We start from the raw sequence: 14,255 nt of genomic DNA on the forward strand, positions 1-14,255 counted from the left end.
TGATCAGCGGGGCAGGCCCAGGCCCCGGGCGATCATGCCGCGCTGGATGTCGTTCGTTCCGCCGCCGACGACGTACATGATGGACAGGCGCAGGCCGTATTCGAAGGCCCCGCCGCCGAGCGCGCCGGGTGCGGATGCCGACAGCGCGGCGTCAGGGCCGAGGATGTCCAGGACGACCTCGCCGAACCTCTCGGCGAGTTCACCTGCCAGGACGCCGGCCATGGGGGCCGCGAGGCGCTCGCTGCTGCTATGGCCGGCGGCCCGGAGCCCTGCCGCGACCAGGACACGGGTGGCCTGCACGCCGACGGCCAGTTCCGTCACCAGGGCGCGGGCGTGGGAGCCGCGCGGGCCGACTGCGGCGCCGGAGTCTCGACGGGCGAGGGCCAGCAGGTCGTCGAGTTGGCGGTGCAGGACGGCGGCGATGTTGCCCATGGCGACGCGCTCGCTCGCGAGGGAATCGGTGATGACCTTCCAGCCGCCGTTCACCTCGCCCACGCGCAGGTCGTCCGGGACCCGAACGTCGTCGTAGAAGACGGTGCAGGAGATCTCGCCGGACAGTGCCCGGTGCTGCTGCACGGTGATGCCGGGGGTGTTCATCGGGACAAGGAACATGGTGATGCCCGCGTGCCGGGGGGTGGCCTCGGGGTCGGTCCGTACCGCCAGCCACACCCAGTCCGCCTCGTGACCGCCGCTCGTCCACAGTTTCTGCCCGTTGATCACCCAGTCCTCTCCGTCGCGGACCGCGCGGCTGCGCAGCGAGGCGAGGTCGGAACCGGCCTCCGGTTCGCTGTAGCCGAGGCAGAAGGTCAGCTGTCCGTTGCGGATGAGCGGCAGGAACCGTTCCTTCTGCTCCGGTGTGCCGTGCCTGAGGACCGAGTCGCCGAGCAGTGAGACAGCGCCGAGTGCCTTGATGACGGGCGCCCGCCGGTAGGCGGCCTCCTCGTTGAGGACGACCTGTTCGCTCAGCGAGGCACTCCGCCCGCCTGCTTCCTCGGGCCAGGTGAGGCCGAGCCAGCCGCGGTCCGCGACCGCTCGCACCAGTTCCGCGTCCTCTCCCATCTCGATGCGGCCGAGCTTTTCGGCGTACGTGTCGAAGAAGGCGCGGACCTCGGTGCGGAACGCCTCGCCCGTCTCGCCCAGGTCGCCCGTCGGCAGTGATCCGGTGCCCTCGACGAGGATGTCGGCCACGTCGCCAAAGGCGCGGGGCAGGGTCCGCAGACGGGCGATGTCGCCGTGGACGCGGCGGAACAGCCAGGGGGCGTCGTGCTCCTCGAAGTAGCCGATGGCCGCGAGAGTGTGGTGTGCTCCGAGTTGGACGCGGGGGGCGGCGGTACGGGCGTGTTCGACGGCGATCTCGGCTGAGAGGAGCCGGTCGGGCAGATCGTGCTCCAGAGCCTGTACGGCGTCGGCGACCAGGAGGTTGCCCGCGCCGACGTCGATCTGGCAGGTGGCGGTGCGCTGCTGGACAGCCCCGAACGAGCCGATGATCTTGCCGAACTGGCGTCGTTGCTTGGCATGCTCGACGGCCATCTCATGGGCGTGCTCGGCTGCCGAGAGGGCACGGACGGCGAGCTGGAGGCGGAGCAGGACCACCGCCTCGTCGGCCGTGTCCGCGTCGATCTCCGTGGTGAGGGCCGGCTCACCCGGTGTCACCGTGGACCAGGCCGGGACGGCAAGGCCGGCCGTCTCCACCGTCCGCGTCACGGGGCGCAGCACCGCCGTGCCGCCGGTCGCGGGGAAGGTGAGCAGGTGGGTGGCCTGCCGGCCCGCGTCCAGGTGCCGGACCTGCGGCTCGCTGCCGTCACCGACGCAGGCGACGACGCGCACCTCGCCGCGTCCGATGCCGTCGATCAGGTTCTCGTCATGGGCGAGGAGACGGGTGGCCACGAAGGCGTCCATCACGGGCAACGGGCAGGCCGCCCGGCCGAGTTCACGCACCGCCGCGACGGCGGCGGCGAGTGCTCCCGCGGCGCCGAGCTCCAGCCAGCCCTGCTCGGCGGCGGACTGCCAGAGTTTCAGGAGATCGGCTTCGGGGGCGGCGACGGGGCCGGCCCAGTGGCGCGCGAGAGTCCCTCGCACGCTCTGGGCGAAGCTCGACACCTCGTCGGGCGTCATGGGAATCAGAGGGGTGGCGGCAGGCATGCGGTTCCTCACAGGGTTGGAGCGGTTCAGGGCGTTCACGGAATGGAGTCCGTCGGCGATGCGTGCGGCCTGGCGGCCGCTTGTGTGCCCGTGCACCTGATACGTGGTCGCCCCCGCGCCCTTCGGTCGGCGCAGGAGACGCGGTCGGTCACAGCGCGGTTTGGCCGCCGTCCACGACGAACTCGGCACCGGTGGAGAAGCTGGACTCGTCCGAGGCCAGGTAGAGCACGAGGGCCGTGACTTCCTCGGGCTGGGCCGGGCGTCGCATGGGGGTGGCGCGGATGGCGGGGTGGTCGCCGGTGAAGCCGTACTCGTCCGTCATCGGGGTCACGATGACGCCCGGGTGGACGGAGTTGACCCGGATGCCCTCGGCGGCGAACTCCACCGCGACGGACTTGGTCAGGCCACGTACCCCGAACTTTGACGCGCTGTACGCGGCGCCCGCGGGGCTGCCCACCAGGCCGGACGTCGAGGAGACGTTCACGATGGAGCCGCCGCCGAGGCGCCTCATGGACGGGATGACCGCCTTCATGCCCAGGAACACGCCGAGCTGGTTGATGTCGACGACGCGCCGGTACTCCGCCTCGGTCATGTCCAGCAGCGGGCGGACCTGGCCGACACCGGCGTTGTTGACCAGGATGGCGACGGGGCCGAACGTCTCCTCCGCGAGCGTGACCACCTGGTGCCACCCGACGGCGTCGGTGACGTCGTGGGCGAAAAAGCACGCCTGCGCCCCGAGTTCGGCGGCGAGAGCCTCGCCCTCGTCCTTCAGCACATCCGTGATCACGACGGACGCGCCCTCCTCGACGAAGCGCCGGGCGTGTGTGGCGCCCATGCCGCGTGCAGCGCCTGTGATGACGGCGACCTTGCCGTTCAGTCGTGCCATGCCAGATCTCTCCCGGGATTGCGAGGCTTGGGTGCGGGGGCATCGGCCTGCCCCCGGCTCAGAAGGTGAGGACGGGTTTGACGACGTCTGTCTTCATGGCCGCGACCGCTTCGTTGATCTCCTCGAAAGGGAAGGCGGTGACGATCCGGTCGACGGGGAAGCGGCCCTGCGCGTGCCAGTCGAGCAGGAGCGGGACGAAGTCCTGCGGATTCGCGTCGCCCTCGATGCAGCCCCGGACCGTCTTTCCGTAGCCGATGAGGTCTCTGACGTCGATGCCGGCGTCCGTCGGGCCGACGGCGACGAGGGCCAGGGAACCCAGAGGAGCGAGCGCCCGGGCGGCGTCGCGGATCACCGTGGGGACCCCGGTGGTGTCGAAGGCGTGGGTGGCGCCTCCCGAGGTGATGTCCCTGATCCGGCCGACGGTGTCCTCACCGGCTCCGTCGAGTGTGTGGGTGGCGCCCACCTGCGCCGCCAGATCGAGCCGCTGCTCGGAGAGGTCGACGGCGACGATGGTCCCGACGCCCAGCGCGGCCCCCGCCATGACCGCCGCCATGCCGACCCCGCCGGTTCCGAACACGACCAGGCTGGAGTCCGGGCCGGGCCGCAGCACGTTCGCCACCGATCCCGCGCCTGTCTGGAACCCACAGCCCATGGGCGCGGCGGTCACCAGGTCGGTGCCCTCGGGGACGACGACCACGTTCTCGCGCGTGGTGATCGCGTGGCGGGCGAAGCTCGACTGGCCGAAGAAGGAGGACCACGCGTCGCCGTCCCGGCCGGTGAGGGTCGCGCTGCCGTCCGGGCGGCGTCCGGCGGCGTTGAGGGCTTCGAACCGCTCGCAGTACGACCGGTGTCCGGTGGCGCACCGCGTACAGCTGCCGCAGCTGCTGTAACTCAGGACGACGTGGTCGCCGGGCCGCACGCCGGTGACCTCGGCGCCGATGGCTTCCACCACGCCGGCGCCCTCGTGCCCGAACACGGCGGGGATGCCGGCGGGCAGCATGGCCTTGGTGGCCAGATCGGTGTGGCAGACGCCGGTCGCCGTGAGGCGGACGAGGATCTCGTCGGGGCGCGGGTCGGATATCTCGATGTCCTCCATCGTGAAGCCGGTGTCGGGTCCGTGGGAAACGGCGGCCTGGGTGCGCATGTCGTCCTCCTGGCGCGGACGGTCTTCTCAGGGCCGGCCCGCAGGCTTGATTTCGAGGCTGCGGTGCCGGATGGCGTCGAGGGTGTGGGCCACGTAGCCGCGCAGGGCGTCTGTCTCGGCCTTTCCGGCCGGGGGCAGGATCTGCTGGGCGAGCCCGATCGGAGAGGTGCTGGCGGCCACGGTCCGGCGGTGGCTGAACGTCAGGAAGCCGGTCCTCCCGGAGTACGCGCCCATGCCGCTGCGCCCGACGCCGCCGGACGGCGCGCCCTCGATGCCCCAGTGGACGGCGAGGTCGTTGCGGGATACTCCACCGGAGGTGGTGTGGGTGATGAACCGCTGGAACTCGGGTCCGTCGGATCCGAAGAAGTAGGCGGCGAGCGGGCTGGGCCGGGCGTTGACGTATGCGATGACCTCGTCGAGGTCGTCGTACGGGTACACGACGAGGACAGGTCCGAAGACCTCCTCCGACGCGATGGTCATGTGCTCGGTCACGTCCAGCAGCACAGTGGGTGCTATGCGACGTCCGGCGCGCCGGGGCAGGGCGTCGACCTCCTCCGGCGCGGCGATGGTCACGACGCGGGCGCCCTTCGCCTCGGCGTCAGCGACGAGCGCCGTGACCCGGTCGAAGTTCTTGTCGTCGACGATCGAGACCACGTCCGGGTTGTCCAGCCAGGTGGGGAAGTGTCTCAGGACGGCCTGCTGGTACCGGCCGACGAATGCGTCCACGTGGCTTCGGGGGACGAAGACGTAGTCCGGGCAGAGGCAGATCTGACCGCCGTTCAGCAGCCGTACGCCGGAGACGCGTTCGGCGGCCTGGGTGACGTCCGCGTCCGAGCCGAGGACGACGGGGTTCTTCCCGCCCAGCTCCAGTGTCACCGGGACGAGGTTCGCCCCGGCGGCCGCGGCCACCTTGGCACCGACCCCGGGGGAGCCGGTGAAGATGAGGTGGTCGAAGGGGAGGGAGGAGAACGCCGACGCGGTGGTGACATCGCCGCGTATGACGACCACTTCCTCGGGGGCCATGCGTGTGGCCACGGCCTGGGCGAACACCTCGGCGGTCCGCTCGGGCACCTCCGAGAACTTGATCATCACGCGGTTGCCGGCGGCCAGCGCCTCGATCGCGGGCTGGACGACGAGGGCGACCGGGAAGTTCCAGGGCCCGACGACCCCGACCACACCCTTCGGGCGGGTCTGGACGAAGGCGGGCGTCCCGGCTTCGGCCGAGCCGGGGACCTCCTCGTCCGCCATCCACGCCGCCAGGTCTCGGCGGATCACCTCCACGCCGGGGATGGCGCTGACGATGTCGCTTGCCAGGTTCGCCAGCGGGGGGCGTGAGCCGAAGTCGGCGTCCAGGGCGACGGACAGTTCCTCGGCGTGTTCCAGGACGCAGGCGAGGAAGCGGTCGATGCGATCGAGCCGCACGCCGACGGAGGGAGGTCCTTCTGCAAGGAAGGCGGCGCGCTGGGCGTCGAGGAGTCGGCGCTGGAGGTCGGCCGGGGGGCTGACCGGGAGGGGCACTGCGGCGTTCAGGGGCATAGCGCTCATGCGGGGGCTTCCTTCGTACGGCGTTCAGACGGTGGGGCGGAAGACGGGGATCGCCTCGCCGCCCTCGGGGCGTTCGAAGGCGACGACCACGGACATCCCGGTCCAGGGGCGCTCACCGGGACCCAGGTTCCGCAGGGGGGCGTAGAGCCAGGGCCCCTCGGTGAGTTCGATGAGCGCCGACACGGCCTCGGAGGCGGGAGCGCCGTCGCCCGGGCGGCCATGGACGGCGGTCCACGCGACCACGGTGCCCGTGCCGGCGGCTGCCGCCCAGGCCGTCACAGGGTTCTGGCAGACGGGGCAGGCGCCGGACTGGGGAGCGGCGTGCGCCCCGCAGTCGGCGCAGTGGCGGATCAGGAGTTCGCCGCGTGCGGTGGAGTCGAAGAAGACTTCGGTGGCGGTGTCGCGGTGGATGACGGGCACGGTCATGGTGGCTCCAGGGCTCAGGCGCGGGCGTGGGGGCTGAGGACGAGCGTCGAGTGGTGGGCGAAACAGCCGCCGTTGCCGCTGACCAGGACGACGTCGTGCCGGGACACCTGCCGTTCGCCCGCCTCGCCGCGGGCCTGGATGACGGCCTCGGACAGCGGGGTCATGCCCCACAGGTAGTACGAGGAGAGCTGACCGCCGCCCGTGTTGACAGGCAGTGACCCGCCCGGGGCGAGCGCCCCGCTCGCCGCGAAGGCCCCGCCCTCGCCCTTGGCACAGAACCCGTAGTCCTCCAAGGTGAGGAGCACCGTGAAGGTGTAGCAGTCGTACAGCTCGGCCACGTCGACGTCCTCGATGGTGACCCCGGCCATCTTCAGGGCCGCCGGGCCCGCCTGGGCGGCGCCGCTGACCAGGCCGAGGTCGCTGTCGCGGTTCATCGGATAGCCGGGGTGGGCCTGCGCCCAGCCCAGCAGGTGGACCGGTGGCTTGCGCAGATGGGCGGCGCGTTCGGCGGTGGTGACGATCACGGCGACGCCGCCGTTGCTGACCAGACAGCAGTCGAGCAGGTGCAACGGCTCGGCGATCAGCCGCGACGCCTGATGGTCCTCGACCGTGATCGGGTCGTGGAATTGGGCCCGTGGGTTCATGCCCGCCCAGGCCCGCTGCGCCACCGCGATGTGGGCCAACTGCTCGCTGGTGGTGCCGTAGGTGTCCATGTGGCGGCGGGCGGCCACCGCGTACTGGGGGGTGGCGCTGATCATCCCGGCCGCCGCGGTGAGTCCCATCCAGCCGGACGTGCCCAGGCCCGCACCCGAATAGAGAGCGCCCGCCGAGGTCTTCTCCTTGAGCGGTGCGTCGGCGAAGACGCAGGCGACGGCTTCGGCCATGCCCGCGCGGACCGCCATCGCGGCGTACTGCACCATGCCGCCGGCGGTGGAGCCGTACGCCTGCATCTCGGACAGCAGCCGTAGGTCGCGCAGGCCCAGTTCGGTCTGGAGGCTCAGTCCCACGCCCGGCATGACGCCGCTGCTGGTGAGCAGGCCGTCGATGTCGGAGAGGGTGAGACCCGCGTCGTCGGCGGCGCGGCGGACGGCATCGGCCGCGAAATCGGCGGCGCTGCGGCCGTACACCTTGCCCGTCTCCGTAATGCCGAGGCCGGCGATGACCGGGCCTCGGGCGGTGTCAGTGGTCACGATGGTCAACTGCCTTTCTTCGGAGACCGGTTGTCAGCGGGCTTGCCAGACGGGGGCACGCTTCTCGGCGAAGGCCCGCGGGCCTTCCTGCGCGTCCTGGGACACCCAGATCCCCTGTGCTTCCTGGTCGGAGAGCTTCCAGGCGCTCTGCTCGGTCTCGATCCGCCCGTCGTTGATGCCGCGCGCGATGCGCTTGCTGGCCTGGACGGAGAGCGGGGCGTTGGCGGAGATGCGCTCGGCCAGGGAGAGCGCCTCGGCCAGTACCTGGTCACCGGGCACGACCCGGTTGACCAGGCCGAGCGACCTGGCGGTGGCGGCGTCCAGCGTGTCGCCGGTCAGCAGCAGTTCCATGGCGACCTTGGTCGGAAGCTGGGCCGCGAGACGGAAGGCACCGCCGGCGCCGGCGAGCAGGCCCCGCTTGACCTCCGGCAGCCCGAAGGACGCGTCCTCTGACGCCACGACGAGGTCACTGGCCAGCGCGATCTCCGTGCCGCCGCCGAGGGCGAAGCCCCGCACGGCGGCGATGGTCGGCTTGCCGATGTGGTGGTTGACGTAGGCGGCGAAGCCCCATTCCTTCGTCTCCGGCGGCATGATGTCTTCGCCGCGGGCCACCGCCTTCAGGTCCGCGCCGGCGCTGAACGCCTTGTCGCCGGCGCCGGTGATGACGACGGCGCGGACCTCCGGGTCACGGTCGGCCTCCTCCAGCGCCGCGCCGACACCTCGGGTGACCGCCGCGTTGATCGCGTTGCGGACCTCGGGCCGGTTGAGGGTGATGACCATGACATGGCCGTGACGCTCCACCAGGACCGGCTTGGGGGTGGGATTCATGGACTGTGTCTCCTTGGAAGACGCGTAGGTTTCGAGCACTCCCCGGGCGATGAGCCGATCGATTTCGGTGTCGGACAGACCGAGGAGTTCGCGGCTCAGCTCGCGAGTGTGTTCGCCGGGCAGCGGAGCGGGGCGCAGCGGCGGGTCGGCGAGGTGGAGGGAGTGGGCGAGGCGGGCCTCGGTGGGCAGCGGCTCATCGAGCGTCGGCTGCCGCAGCTCGGCGAAGAAGCCACGCGCCGCCAGCTGCGGGTCCCTCAGCAGCTCGCCCACGCGCAGCATGGGCGCCGCCGGGACGCCGGCCGCCTGGAGCAGCTCGGTGACCTCATGGGGGGTGCGTGTCTGCGTCCAGGACGAGATGGCCTCGTCGATCCGGGCTCGGTGGGCGCGGCGTCCCTCGGCGTCGGCCAAGTCCGGGTCGGCGGCCAGGTCGTGGCGTCCGACTGTGGCGGAAAGCCGCTGCCAGTCGGCCTCGTCGCGCACCCCGATCACACACCACTGATCGTCTCCCGCGCAGGGATACACCCCGTCCGCAGTTCCGTGCGGCAAACCCGGGACGAGCCACTCACCCGTCAACTGCTCCGCCAGCGCGTCCAGGATGACCTCGGCCTGCGCGATGCCGACCGTTCCGCCCCGCCCCACGCTGCGCAGCCGAACCAGCAGGGCGATCACGGCCGCCGCACCGACCCGCGCCACCACGTGGTCCGGATAGATCGTGATCGAGTCGCTGTGTCCATTGGCGTCGCCCGGGTAGCGCCACACGTCGCTCAGGCCGGTCGAGGCGCGCACCAGCGGGCCGTACCCCAGACGGCGGCTCCACGGTCCGCTCGCCCCGAAGGCACTGCTGTCGGCGATCACCAGGCGCGGATTGAGGGCCAGCAGGACGTCAGGACCGAGGCCGAGGGATTCGAGAGTGCCGGGCTTGAAGTTGGACAGGACGACATCCGCTTCCGCGGCGAGCTGCTTGAAAAGGGCGACGCCCTGCGGATCGCGCAGATTGAGGCCCAGTCCGCGCTTGTTGCGGTGTCCCCAGGAGGCCGACGCGGTGATCACCTCGCCGGTGAGGGACTGCCGTCCACCGTCGGGGAAGGCACGGTTCTCCACCTTGATCACGTCGGCGCCGTGGTCGGCCAGCATCCGGCCGAGCTCGCCTCCGGCGACGATCACGCCGAGGTCGAGGACGCGCAGGCCGGCGAGGGGGTGCGTGCGCTCGGGCCGCGCGTTCTCCGGACGCGTCTCGGGCTGTCGTGCCCCGTCAACGGCGCGGATCTCGGCGAACACCTCCTCGTCGTGTTCTCCCGGTAGCGGAGCCCGGCGGTGCGCAGCCATGCGGACGCCGTCGATCTCCAGGAAGCCCGTGGGCACGCGTGCCGCGAGAGCGGGGGAGAGTTCGGTGTCCGTGAGCGCGCCGCGCTCTAGGTAGTGCTCGGCGCGCAGAGCCTCGCCGGGGCTCAGCACGGCCGCGATGGGGACTCCGTGCTCCTGGCCTTGGCGTACGAGGTCGTCGCGGGTGCGGTCCGCGAACAGGGCTGCGATCAGGGCCTGGATCCGGTCGGCCTTCTTGAAGCGCAGGGCGATGTTGTCGTAGCGCGGGTCGGTGAACTCCTCCGGTTCCCCCAGCCAGGCTCGCATGCCGTGCCACTGCCGGGGGTTGAGCACGGCGATGCGGACCAGGCCGTCGGCGCAGGGGAAGATCGGGTACAGGTGCCCGGCCGCGGGCCGTCCGGGCGGCAGGTCGGCGGGGCGGAGCCCGCCGGTGGCGGAACCGCCCATGCCGAAGCCCGGGTCGATGACCTGGGTGGTGGCCTCGTGCACGGAGAAGTCGACGTGGTCGCCATGCCCGGTGTGAAGGCTGTTGTAGTGGGCGAGCAGCGCCACCAGGGCGGCCTGGATGTTGGCGGCCTCGGTGACGATCGACCCGGGCGGCGGCAGCGGCGGGCGCCCCGGCAGGCCGGAGCGGGACAGGAGGCCGCTGAGGGCGGCGTGCACAGCGTCGGTCGCGGCGTAGCCCGCGTACGGGCCGGTCAGTCCGAAGTCGCTCACTGTGAGCAGCACGAGCCGCGGGTTGCGGGCTGCTACCCGCTCGTATGCCAGGTCCTGCGTACTCGGCCGTTCGGACTCGACCCAGATGTCCGCCGTCTCCAGCAGCGCGAGCAGGGCACGGCGGCCTTCCTCGGTCTCCGGATCGAGGATGACGCCCCGCTTGCCCGCGTTGCGGACGGCGAAGTAGAGACTGGTCTCCTTGTGCAGCGGCGCCCTACGTCGGGCGCGGGCGCCGCCCGGTGGTTCCACCAGGATCACGTCGGCACCCAGGGACGCGAGGAAGCGGCCCACTCCCTCGCCCCGCCCGTCGGTGGTGTCCACCACCCGCACCCCTTGCAAAGGGGCCTGCGGGGCAACGCCGATCACTGTTTCGCTCATCGTCCGCCTCCGAAACCGGGCCTGCCGCGCCGCACACCGACGCGGGGCATGGCGGACCTGCCCGAGGCCGAGGCGAAGGGAGGGTCACGTCCGGGGTACGGGGGACGAACGGCCGTACCGGCGCGCGTCGGAGGTCTGCGACGGCTGCGTGTCGGCCGTTTGAACTCCGTGTTTCCTTGAACCAGCCTCGCCCGGGGCGAAGGCATCTGTACACGTCCGTTTCGCTGATGTGCACGTGTCCGGAACGGCAACATCGCAGCTGTCTGGAGCCGGGCGCGGGACCGGTGATCTACTGGCCTCGTGGACATCCAGCAGCTCCGCTACTTCCTGGCCGTCGCCGACGAGTTGCACTTCGGCAGGGCAGCGGAGCGCCTGCACGTGACCGCCTCACCGCTGAGCCGCCGTATTCGGGAGCTCGAGCACGAACTCGGCCGTGAGCTGTTCGTCCGTGAGCACCACCACGTGGAACTGACATCCTTCGGTGACGCCTTCCGCGGACGGGCGGCAGAGGTGGTCCGAGCCTTCGACGGCCTGCACGACTTCGCCCGTGACCACGCGGACGCCGAGCTCTGCCGGGTCGGAGCGGCTCCGCTCGCCCCGCCGAAGGTCCTGGACGCCGTCCTCGCCGTCTACGGAGAGATCGCCCACGACGTCGAACTGCCTCTCACTCTCGCTCCCTCAGCCGAACTCCTTGAGGAACTGACCGCGGGTCACATCGACCTGGCCGTCGTTCATCTCCCGGCCGGCCAGGCCGATCTGGAAAGCCTGCTGATCTCCCGGGGCTCGTTCGGCGTGGCGATGGCGGCCGACGACGAGTTCGCCGACCGCCCCTCACTGACCCTGCGGGACCTGCGCCGCCGACAGGTGCTCATGACCTCCGCCAAGGTGCATCCCTCCGTGGTGGCCGAGAGCAGGGCGATGCTCCTGGAGGCCGGGGTCACTCGCCTCGTCGACCTCCCGCACAACGACCTGGTGCAGCTCTCCGCCCACGTCCTGCGCACCGGCGCCCTGGCCATCACCGTTCTCGGCGACGACCTTCCGGCCACACGGATCTACGACTCCCCGGCGTTTCGCGTCGTACCGCTCGACGAACCAGGAATGGGCCTGCGGGCCGGGATCGCCTGGCGCAAGACCGCCGAGGAACACGTGCCGGGTCTGCGGGAGGTGCTCGCCGTACTGAAGGACAGGTACGAGGACAACCCCCTGTGACCCGGTGAACCGAGTGCCGCGACCTTCGAGCACCCGGACCGGGCTTGCCCTGTGGGGTCGTCAGCGGCCTACCCACCGCGGCTTGCGCTTCTGGGCGAAGGAGATCATGCCCTCAATGGCGTCCTCGCTGACGAAGAGTTCGTCCAGCACGGCGCTCGGGTGCCGGGTAGCGGCGACGGTGTCGGCGATGCCCGCGGTCTCGGTCATGAGCCGCAGGGTGGACTGTATCGCTGCCGGGGACCCTTCGAGGATGAGCGCGGCCAGTTCCCGCGCGCCGTCCAGGGCCTTGCCGGGCTCGGTGACCTCGGTTACCAGGCCCCACCGCAGCGCCTCCTCCGCTCCCATCCTGCGTCCGGTGAGGAGCATCTCGGTGGCGACCTTCGGCGGCAGCGCCCTCGGCAGCCGGATCGCTCCGCCCTCGCCGGCCACCAGCCCCACCCGGACCTCGGTGAGGGCGAACTGCGCGGTGGCGTCGGCGACGATGAGGTGGCAGGCGAGGGCGATCTCGAAGCCGCCGGCGATGGTGTAGCCGTTCACGGCGGCGATGACCGGCTTGGTCATGCCCTCGCGGTGGGTGAGACCGCCGAACCCGTTCTTCGGCACCCACATGGGTTTGCCCGAGGAGGAGTAGCGCAGGTCGTTGCCGGCGCTGAACGCCTGCTCTCCGGCGCCGGTGATGATCGCGACCCACAGGTCGGGGTCGGCGAAGAAGCAGTCGAAGGCGTGTTCCAGCTCGTCGTTGGCCATGGGGTGCAGGCAGTTGCGCACCTCGGGCCGGTTGATGGTCACTTCCAGGAGGTGGCCGTCGCGGCGTACGGTGATGTACTCGTAGGAGTCGCGCAGGACCAGCGGCGGGGTGGGGATGAGTGCCTCCATGCGCTCCGCCGTGGTGGTGACGCGGTTGCCGTACCCGAAGGAGCGCGTGAAGACCCGTTCGCCGATGGGGTGTTCAGCCGCGAGCAGGTCGAGCGTCTCGGTGTCGCCGGGCTGGGTCATGGCCACGAAGCGGCGGCCGTCCTTCTCCAGCCGGCCGATGACGATGCCCGTGTCCCCGGACCGCCCGTGCTTGACCGTGAACGTCTCGATCGTTGCCCAGCCGTCGGCGTGCTTGGCCTCCACGGGCGCGGGCACCGCGTCGAGTTCGGCCTGCAGGCTGGCGTCGTCCGAGGGCTTCCACCGCGCCGGCGCCGTGGAGTAGACGCCGACCGAGTACTTGCTGAGGAAGCCGCCGTTGGCGCCGACGAAGCCGAAGGAGCCGGGCGCGCTACGGGCGCGGCGCACCGTTTCGACGATGCCGTGCATGGCGTAGTTGTTGCCCGGACCGCCGAAGAAGGGAAGCCCGCCGGTGAGGGTGAGACCCCGCGGGTTCTCGGGGTCGATGCCGAGGCCCTCGGCGACGACGGACACGGCCACCGGAAAGCAGCTGTAGAGGTCGAAGGTGGCCACCTCGTCGACGCCCAGGCCCGCCATGCCGAGCGCGCTGTGCGCCGCGGCGACCAGCGCGGGAGCCGAACCGAGGTCGGCGCGTTCCATGAGGGTGCGCTCCCGCAGGTCGGCGTGGCCGTGCAGGAAGACCCACCGGTCCTGGGGGACCCCGAGCCGTCTGGCCGCCCCGACGGACATGAGCAGGACGGCCGCTCCTTGGTTGACCTTGTCCCGGGCCACGACGTAGCGGGTGTAGGGATCGGCGAGGGGACGGTTTGCCTCGCTCGGTGTGACCAGCTCCTCGGCGGAGCGCTCGACGGGCGCCGCCGCGTGCGGGTTGGCCGCGGCGACCTTGGTGAACGGCGCGAACAGCCGGCCGATGGAGGCGGCGTACTCCTGCCGGGACTGCTTGAGGCGGGCCCGGCGGGCGTTCTCCAGGAGGGCGTACTGCGAGGGGGCGTCGGTCAGTCCGTGGGCGCTCAGGTGCATGCTGGCCAGTCCCTGCATGCCGTAGCCGCGGTCCTCCAGCTGGCCGCCCACCTGCTCGGACCAGTCGGACCAGTCGGGCCGGTCCTCGGCACCGGCCAGGGCCTGGGCGGTGGAGATGGCCTCGGCGCCGAACACCAGCGCCACCTCCGACTCGCCGGCCGCGATGGCCCCGGCGAGTTCGGTCACCAGGTGCTGCGGGCTGTGACCGCCGGTGATCTCTAGGATCGCCCGCCGCGGGTCGGCCCCGAGGCGATGCGCCACCGAGCGCGGGAAGTTGTCGGAGCGTCCGAGCGGCGCGGGCATCCCGGGCGCCGACACCTCGAACTGGCGCACTCCGGCGACCGTGTCGACGGCAGCCGCGACCTCTGTGGCGGCGCCACTGTCGGCGAGGGCCTCCTGCGCGGCGTCGGCGGCGAGTTGGGCAGGTGAGCGCTTGCGGTAGCCGGGTTCGCCCAACCGCTCGGACACCTGGCCAACGCCGACGAGCACGGGGGTGCGGGGGTCGAGTTCGTCGTACTGCATCTGGGTTCCTCTGGTCCGTGGGATGTGGGTC

Annotated in this window: 9 protein-coding genes; 1 reads left to right on the forward strand and 8 read right to left on the reverse strand. The window is 71.4% G+C overall.

Annotated elements, in window-relative coordinates; all coding sequences use genetic code 11:
* Positions 1-3: 3 nt before the first annotated feature.
* The 7 genes from IQ210_RS34570 to IQ210_RS34600 all read right to left on the reverse strand — a co-directional run bounded on the left by IQ210_RS34570 (position 4) and on the right by IQ210_RS34600 (position 10,579).
* The gene (locus IQ210_RS34570; RefSeq protein WP_228048933.1) at positions 4-2,142 is read right to left on the reverse strand and encodes an acyl-CoA dehydrogenase family protein; all 2,139 of its coding nucleotides are present in this window, start codon (positions 2,140-2,142) and stop codon (positions 4-6) included.
* A gap of 148 nt (positions 2,143-2,290) precedes the next feature.
* The gene (locus IQ210_RS34575; RefSeq protein ID WP_194083123.1) at positions 2,291-3,028 is read right to left on the reverse strand and encodes a glucose 1-dehydrogenase; all 738 of its coding nucleotides are present in this window, start codon (positions 3,026-3,028) and stop codon (positions 2,291-2,293) included.
* 58 nt (positions 3,029-3,086) lie between these two features.
* Positions 3,087-4,172, reverse strand: a complete 1,086-nt coding sequence (locus IQ210_RS34580; protein ID WP_194083124.1) for an NAD(P)-dependent alcohol dehydrogenase — start codon at positions 4,170-4,172, stop codon at positions 3,087-3,089.
* A gap of 27 nt (positions 4,173-4,199) precedes the next feature.
* On the reverse strand, positions 4,200-5,717 hold the full coding sequence (locus IQ210_RS34585; protein WP_228048934.1) for an aldehyde dehydrogenase family protein: 1,518 nt from the start codon (positions 5,715-5,717) through the stop codon (positions 4,200-4,202).
* Between the two features lie 24 nt (positions 5,718-5,741).
* Positions 5,742-6,143 carry a Zn-ribbon domain-containing OB-fold protein gene (locus tag IQ210_RS34590; protein WP_194083125.1) on the reverse strand — a complete coding sequence of 134 codons (402 nt, stop codon included), beginning with the start codon at positions 6,141-6,143 and terminating at the stop codon, positions 5,742-5,744.
* 14 nt (positions 6,144-6,157) lie between these two features.
* Positions 6,158-7,333 carry a thiolase family protein gene (locus IQ210_RS34595; RefSeq protein ID WP_194083126.1) on the reverse strand — a complete coding sequence of 392 codons (1,176 nt, stop codon included), beginning with the start codon at positions 7,331-7,333 and terminating at the stop codon, positions 6,158-6,160.
* A 33-nt stretch (positions 7,334-7,366) separates the two neighbouring features.
* A complete protein-coding gene (locus tag IQ210_RS34600) occupies positions 7,367-10,579 on the reverse strand; it encodes a crotonase/enoyl-CoA hydratase family protein (RefSeq protein ID WP_194083127.1) in 3,213 nt (1,070 codons plus the stop codon).
* Positions 10,580-10,879: 300 nt separating this feature from the next.
* On the opposite strand from IQ210_RS34600, the gene IQ210_RS34605 reads away from it, so the two are divergent.
* Positions 10,880-11,788 (forward strand): LysR family transcriptional regulator, encoded by a 909-nt coding sequence (locus tag IQ210_RS34605; protein ID WP_194083128.1) that lies wholly within the window; start codon positions 10,880-10,882, stop codon positions 11,786-11,788.
* A 60-nt stretch (positions 11,789-11,848) separates the two neighbouring features.
* Here the strand turns inward: IQ210_RS34605 and IQ210_RS34610 are convergent, their stop codons facing one another.
* Complete coding sequence (locus IQ210_RS34610) at positions 11,849-14,224, reverse strand: acetyl-CoA acetyltransferase (RefSeq protein ID WP_194083129.1); 2,376 nt, start codon at positions 14,222-14,224, stop codon at positions 11,849-11,851.
* Positions 14,225-14,255: the final 31 nt, after the last annotated feature.

This window comes from Streptomyces justiciae (assembly GCF_015163075.1).
Classification (GTDB): Bacteria; Actinomycetota; Actinomycetes; order Streptomycetales; family Streptomycetaceae; genus Streptomyces; species Streptomyces justiciae.

Excerpts from the sequence above, each read along its gene's own strand:
- IQ210_RS34570 (WP_228048933.1), bottom strand. The coding sequence starts at position 2,142 with ATGCCTGCCGCCACCCCTCTGATTCCCATGACGCCCGACGAGGTGTCG.
- IQ210_RS34575 (WP_194083123.1), bottom strand. The coding sequence starts at position 3,028 with ATGGCACGACTGAACGGCAAGGTCGCCGTCATCACAGGCGCTGCACGC.
- IQ210_RS34580 (WP_194083124.1), bottom strand. The coding sequence starts at position 4,172 with ATGCGCACCCAGGCCGCCGTTTCCCACGGACCCGACACCGGCTTCACG.
- IQ210_RS34585 (WP_228048934.1), bottom strand. The coding sequence starts at position 5,717 with ATGAGCGCTATGCCCCTGAACGCCGCAGTGCCCCTCCCGGTCAGCCCC.
- IQ210_RS34590 (WP_194083125.1), bottom strand. The coding sequence starts at position 6,143 with ATGACCGTGCCCGTCATCCACCGCGACACCGCCACCGAAGTCTTCTTC.
- IQ210_RS34600 (WP_194083127.1), bottom strand. The coding sequence starts at position 10,579 with ATGAGCGAAACAGTGATCGGCGTTGCCCCGCAGGCCCCTTTGCAAGGG.
- IQ210_RS34610 (WP_194083129.1), bottom strand. The coding sequence starts at position 14,224 with ATGCAGTACGACGAACTCGACCCCCGCACCCCCGTGCTCGTCGGCGTT.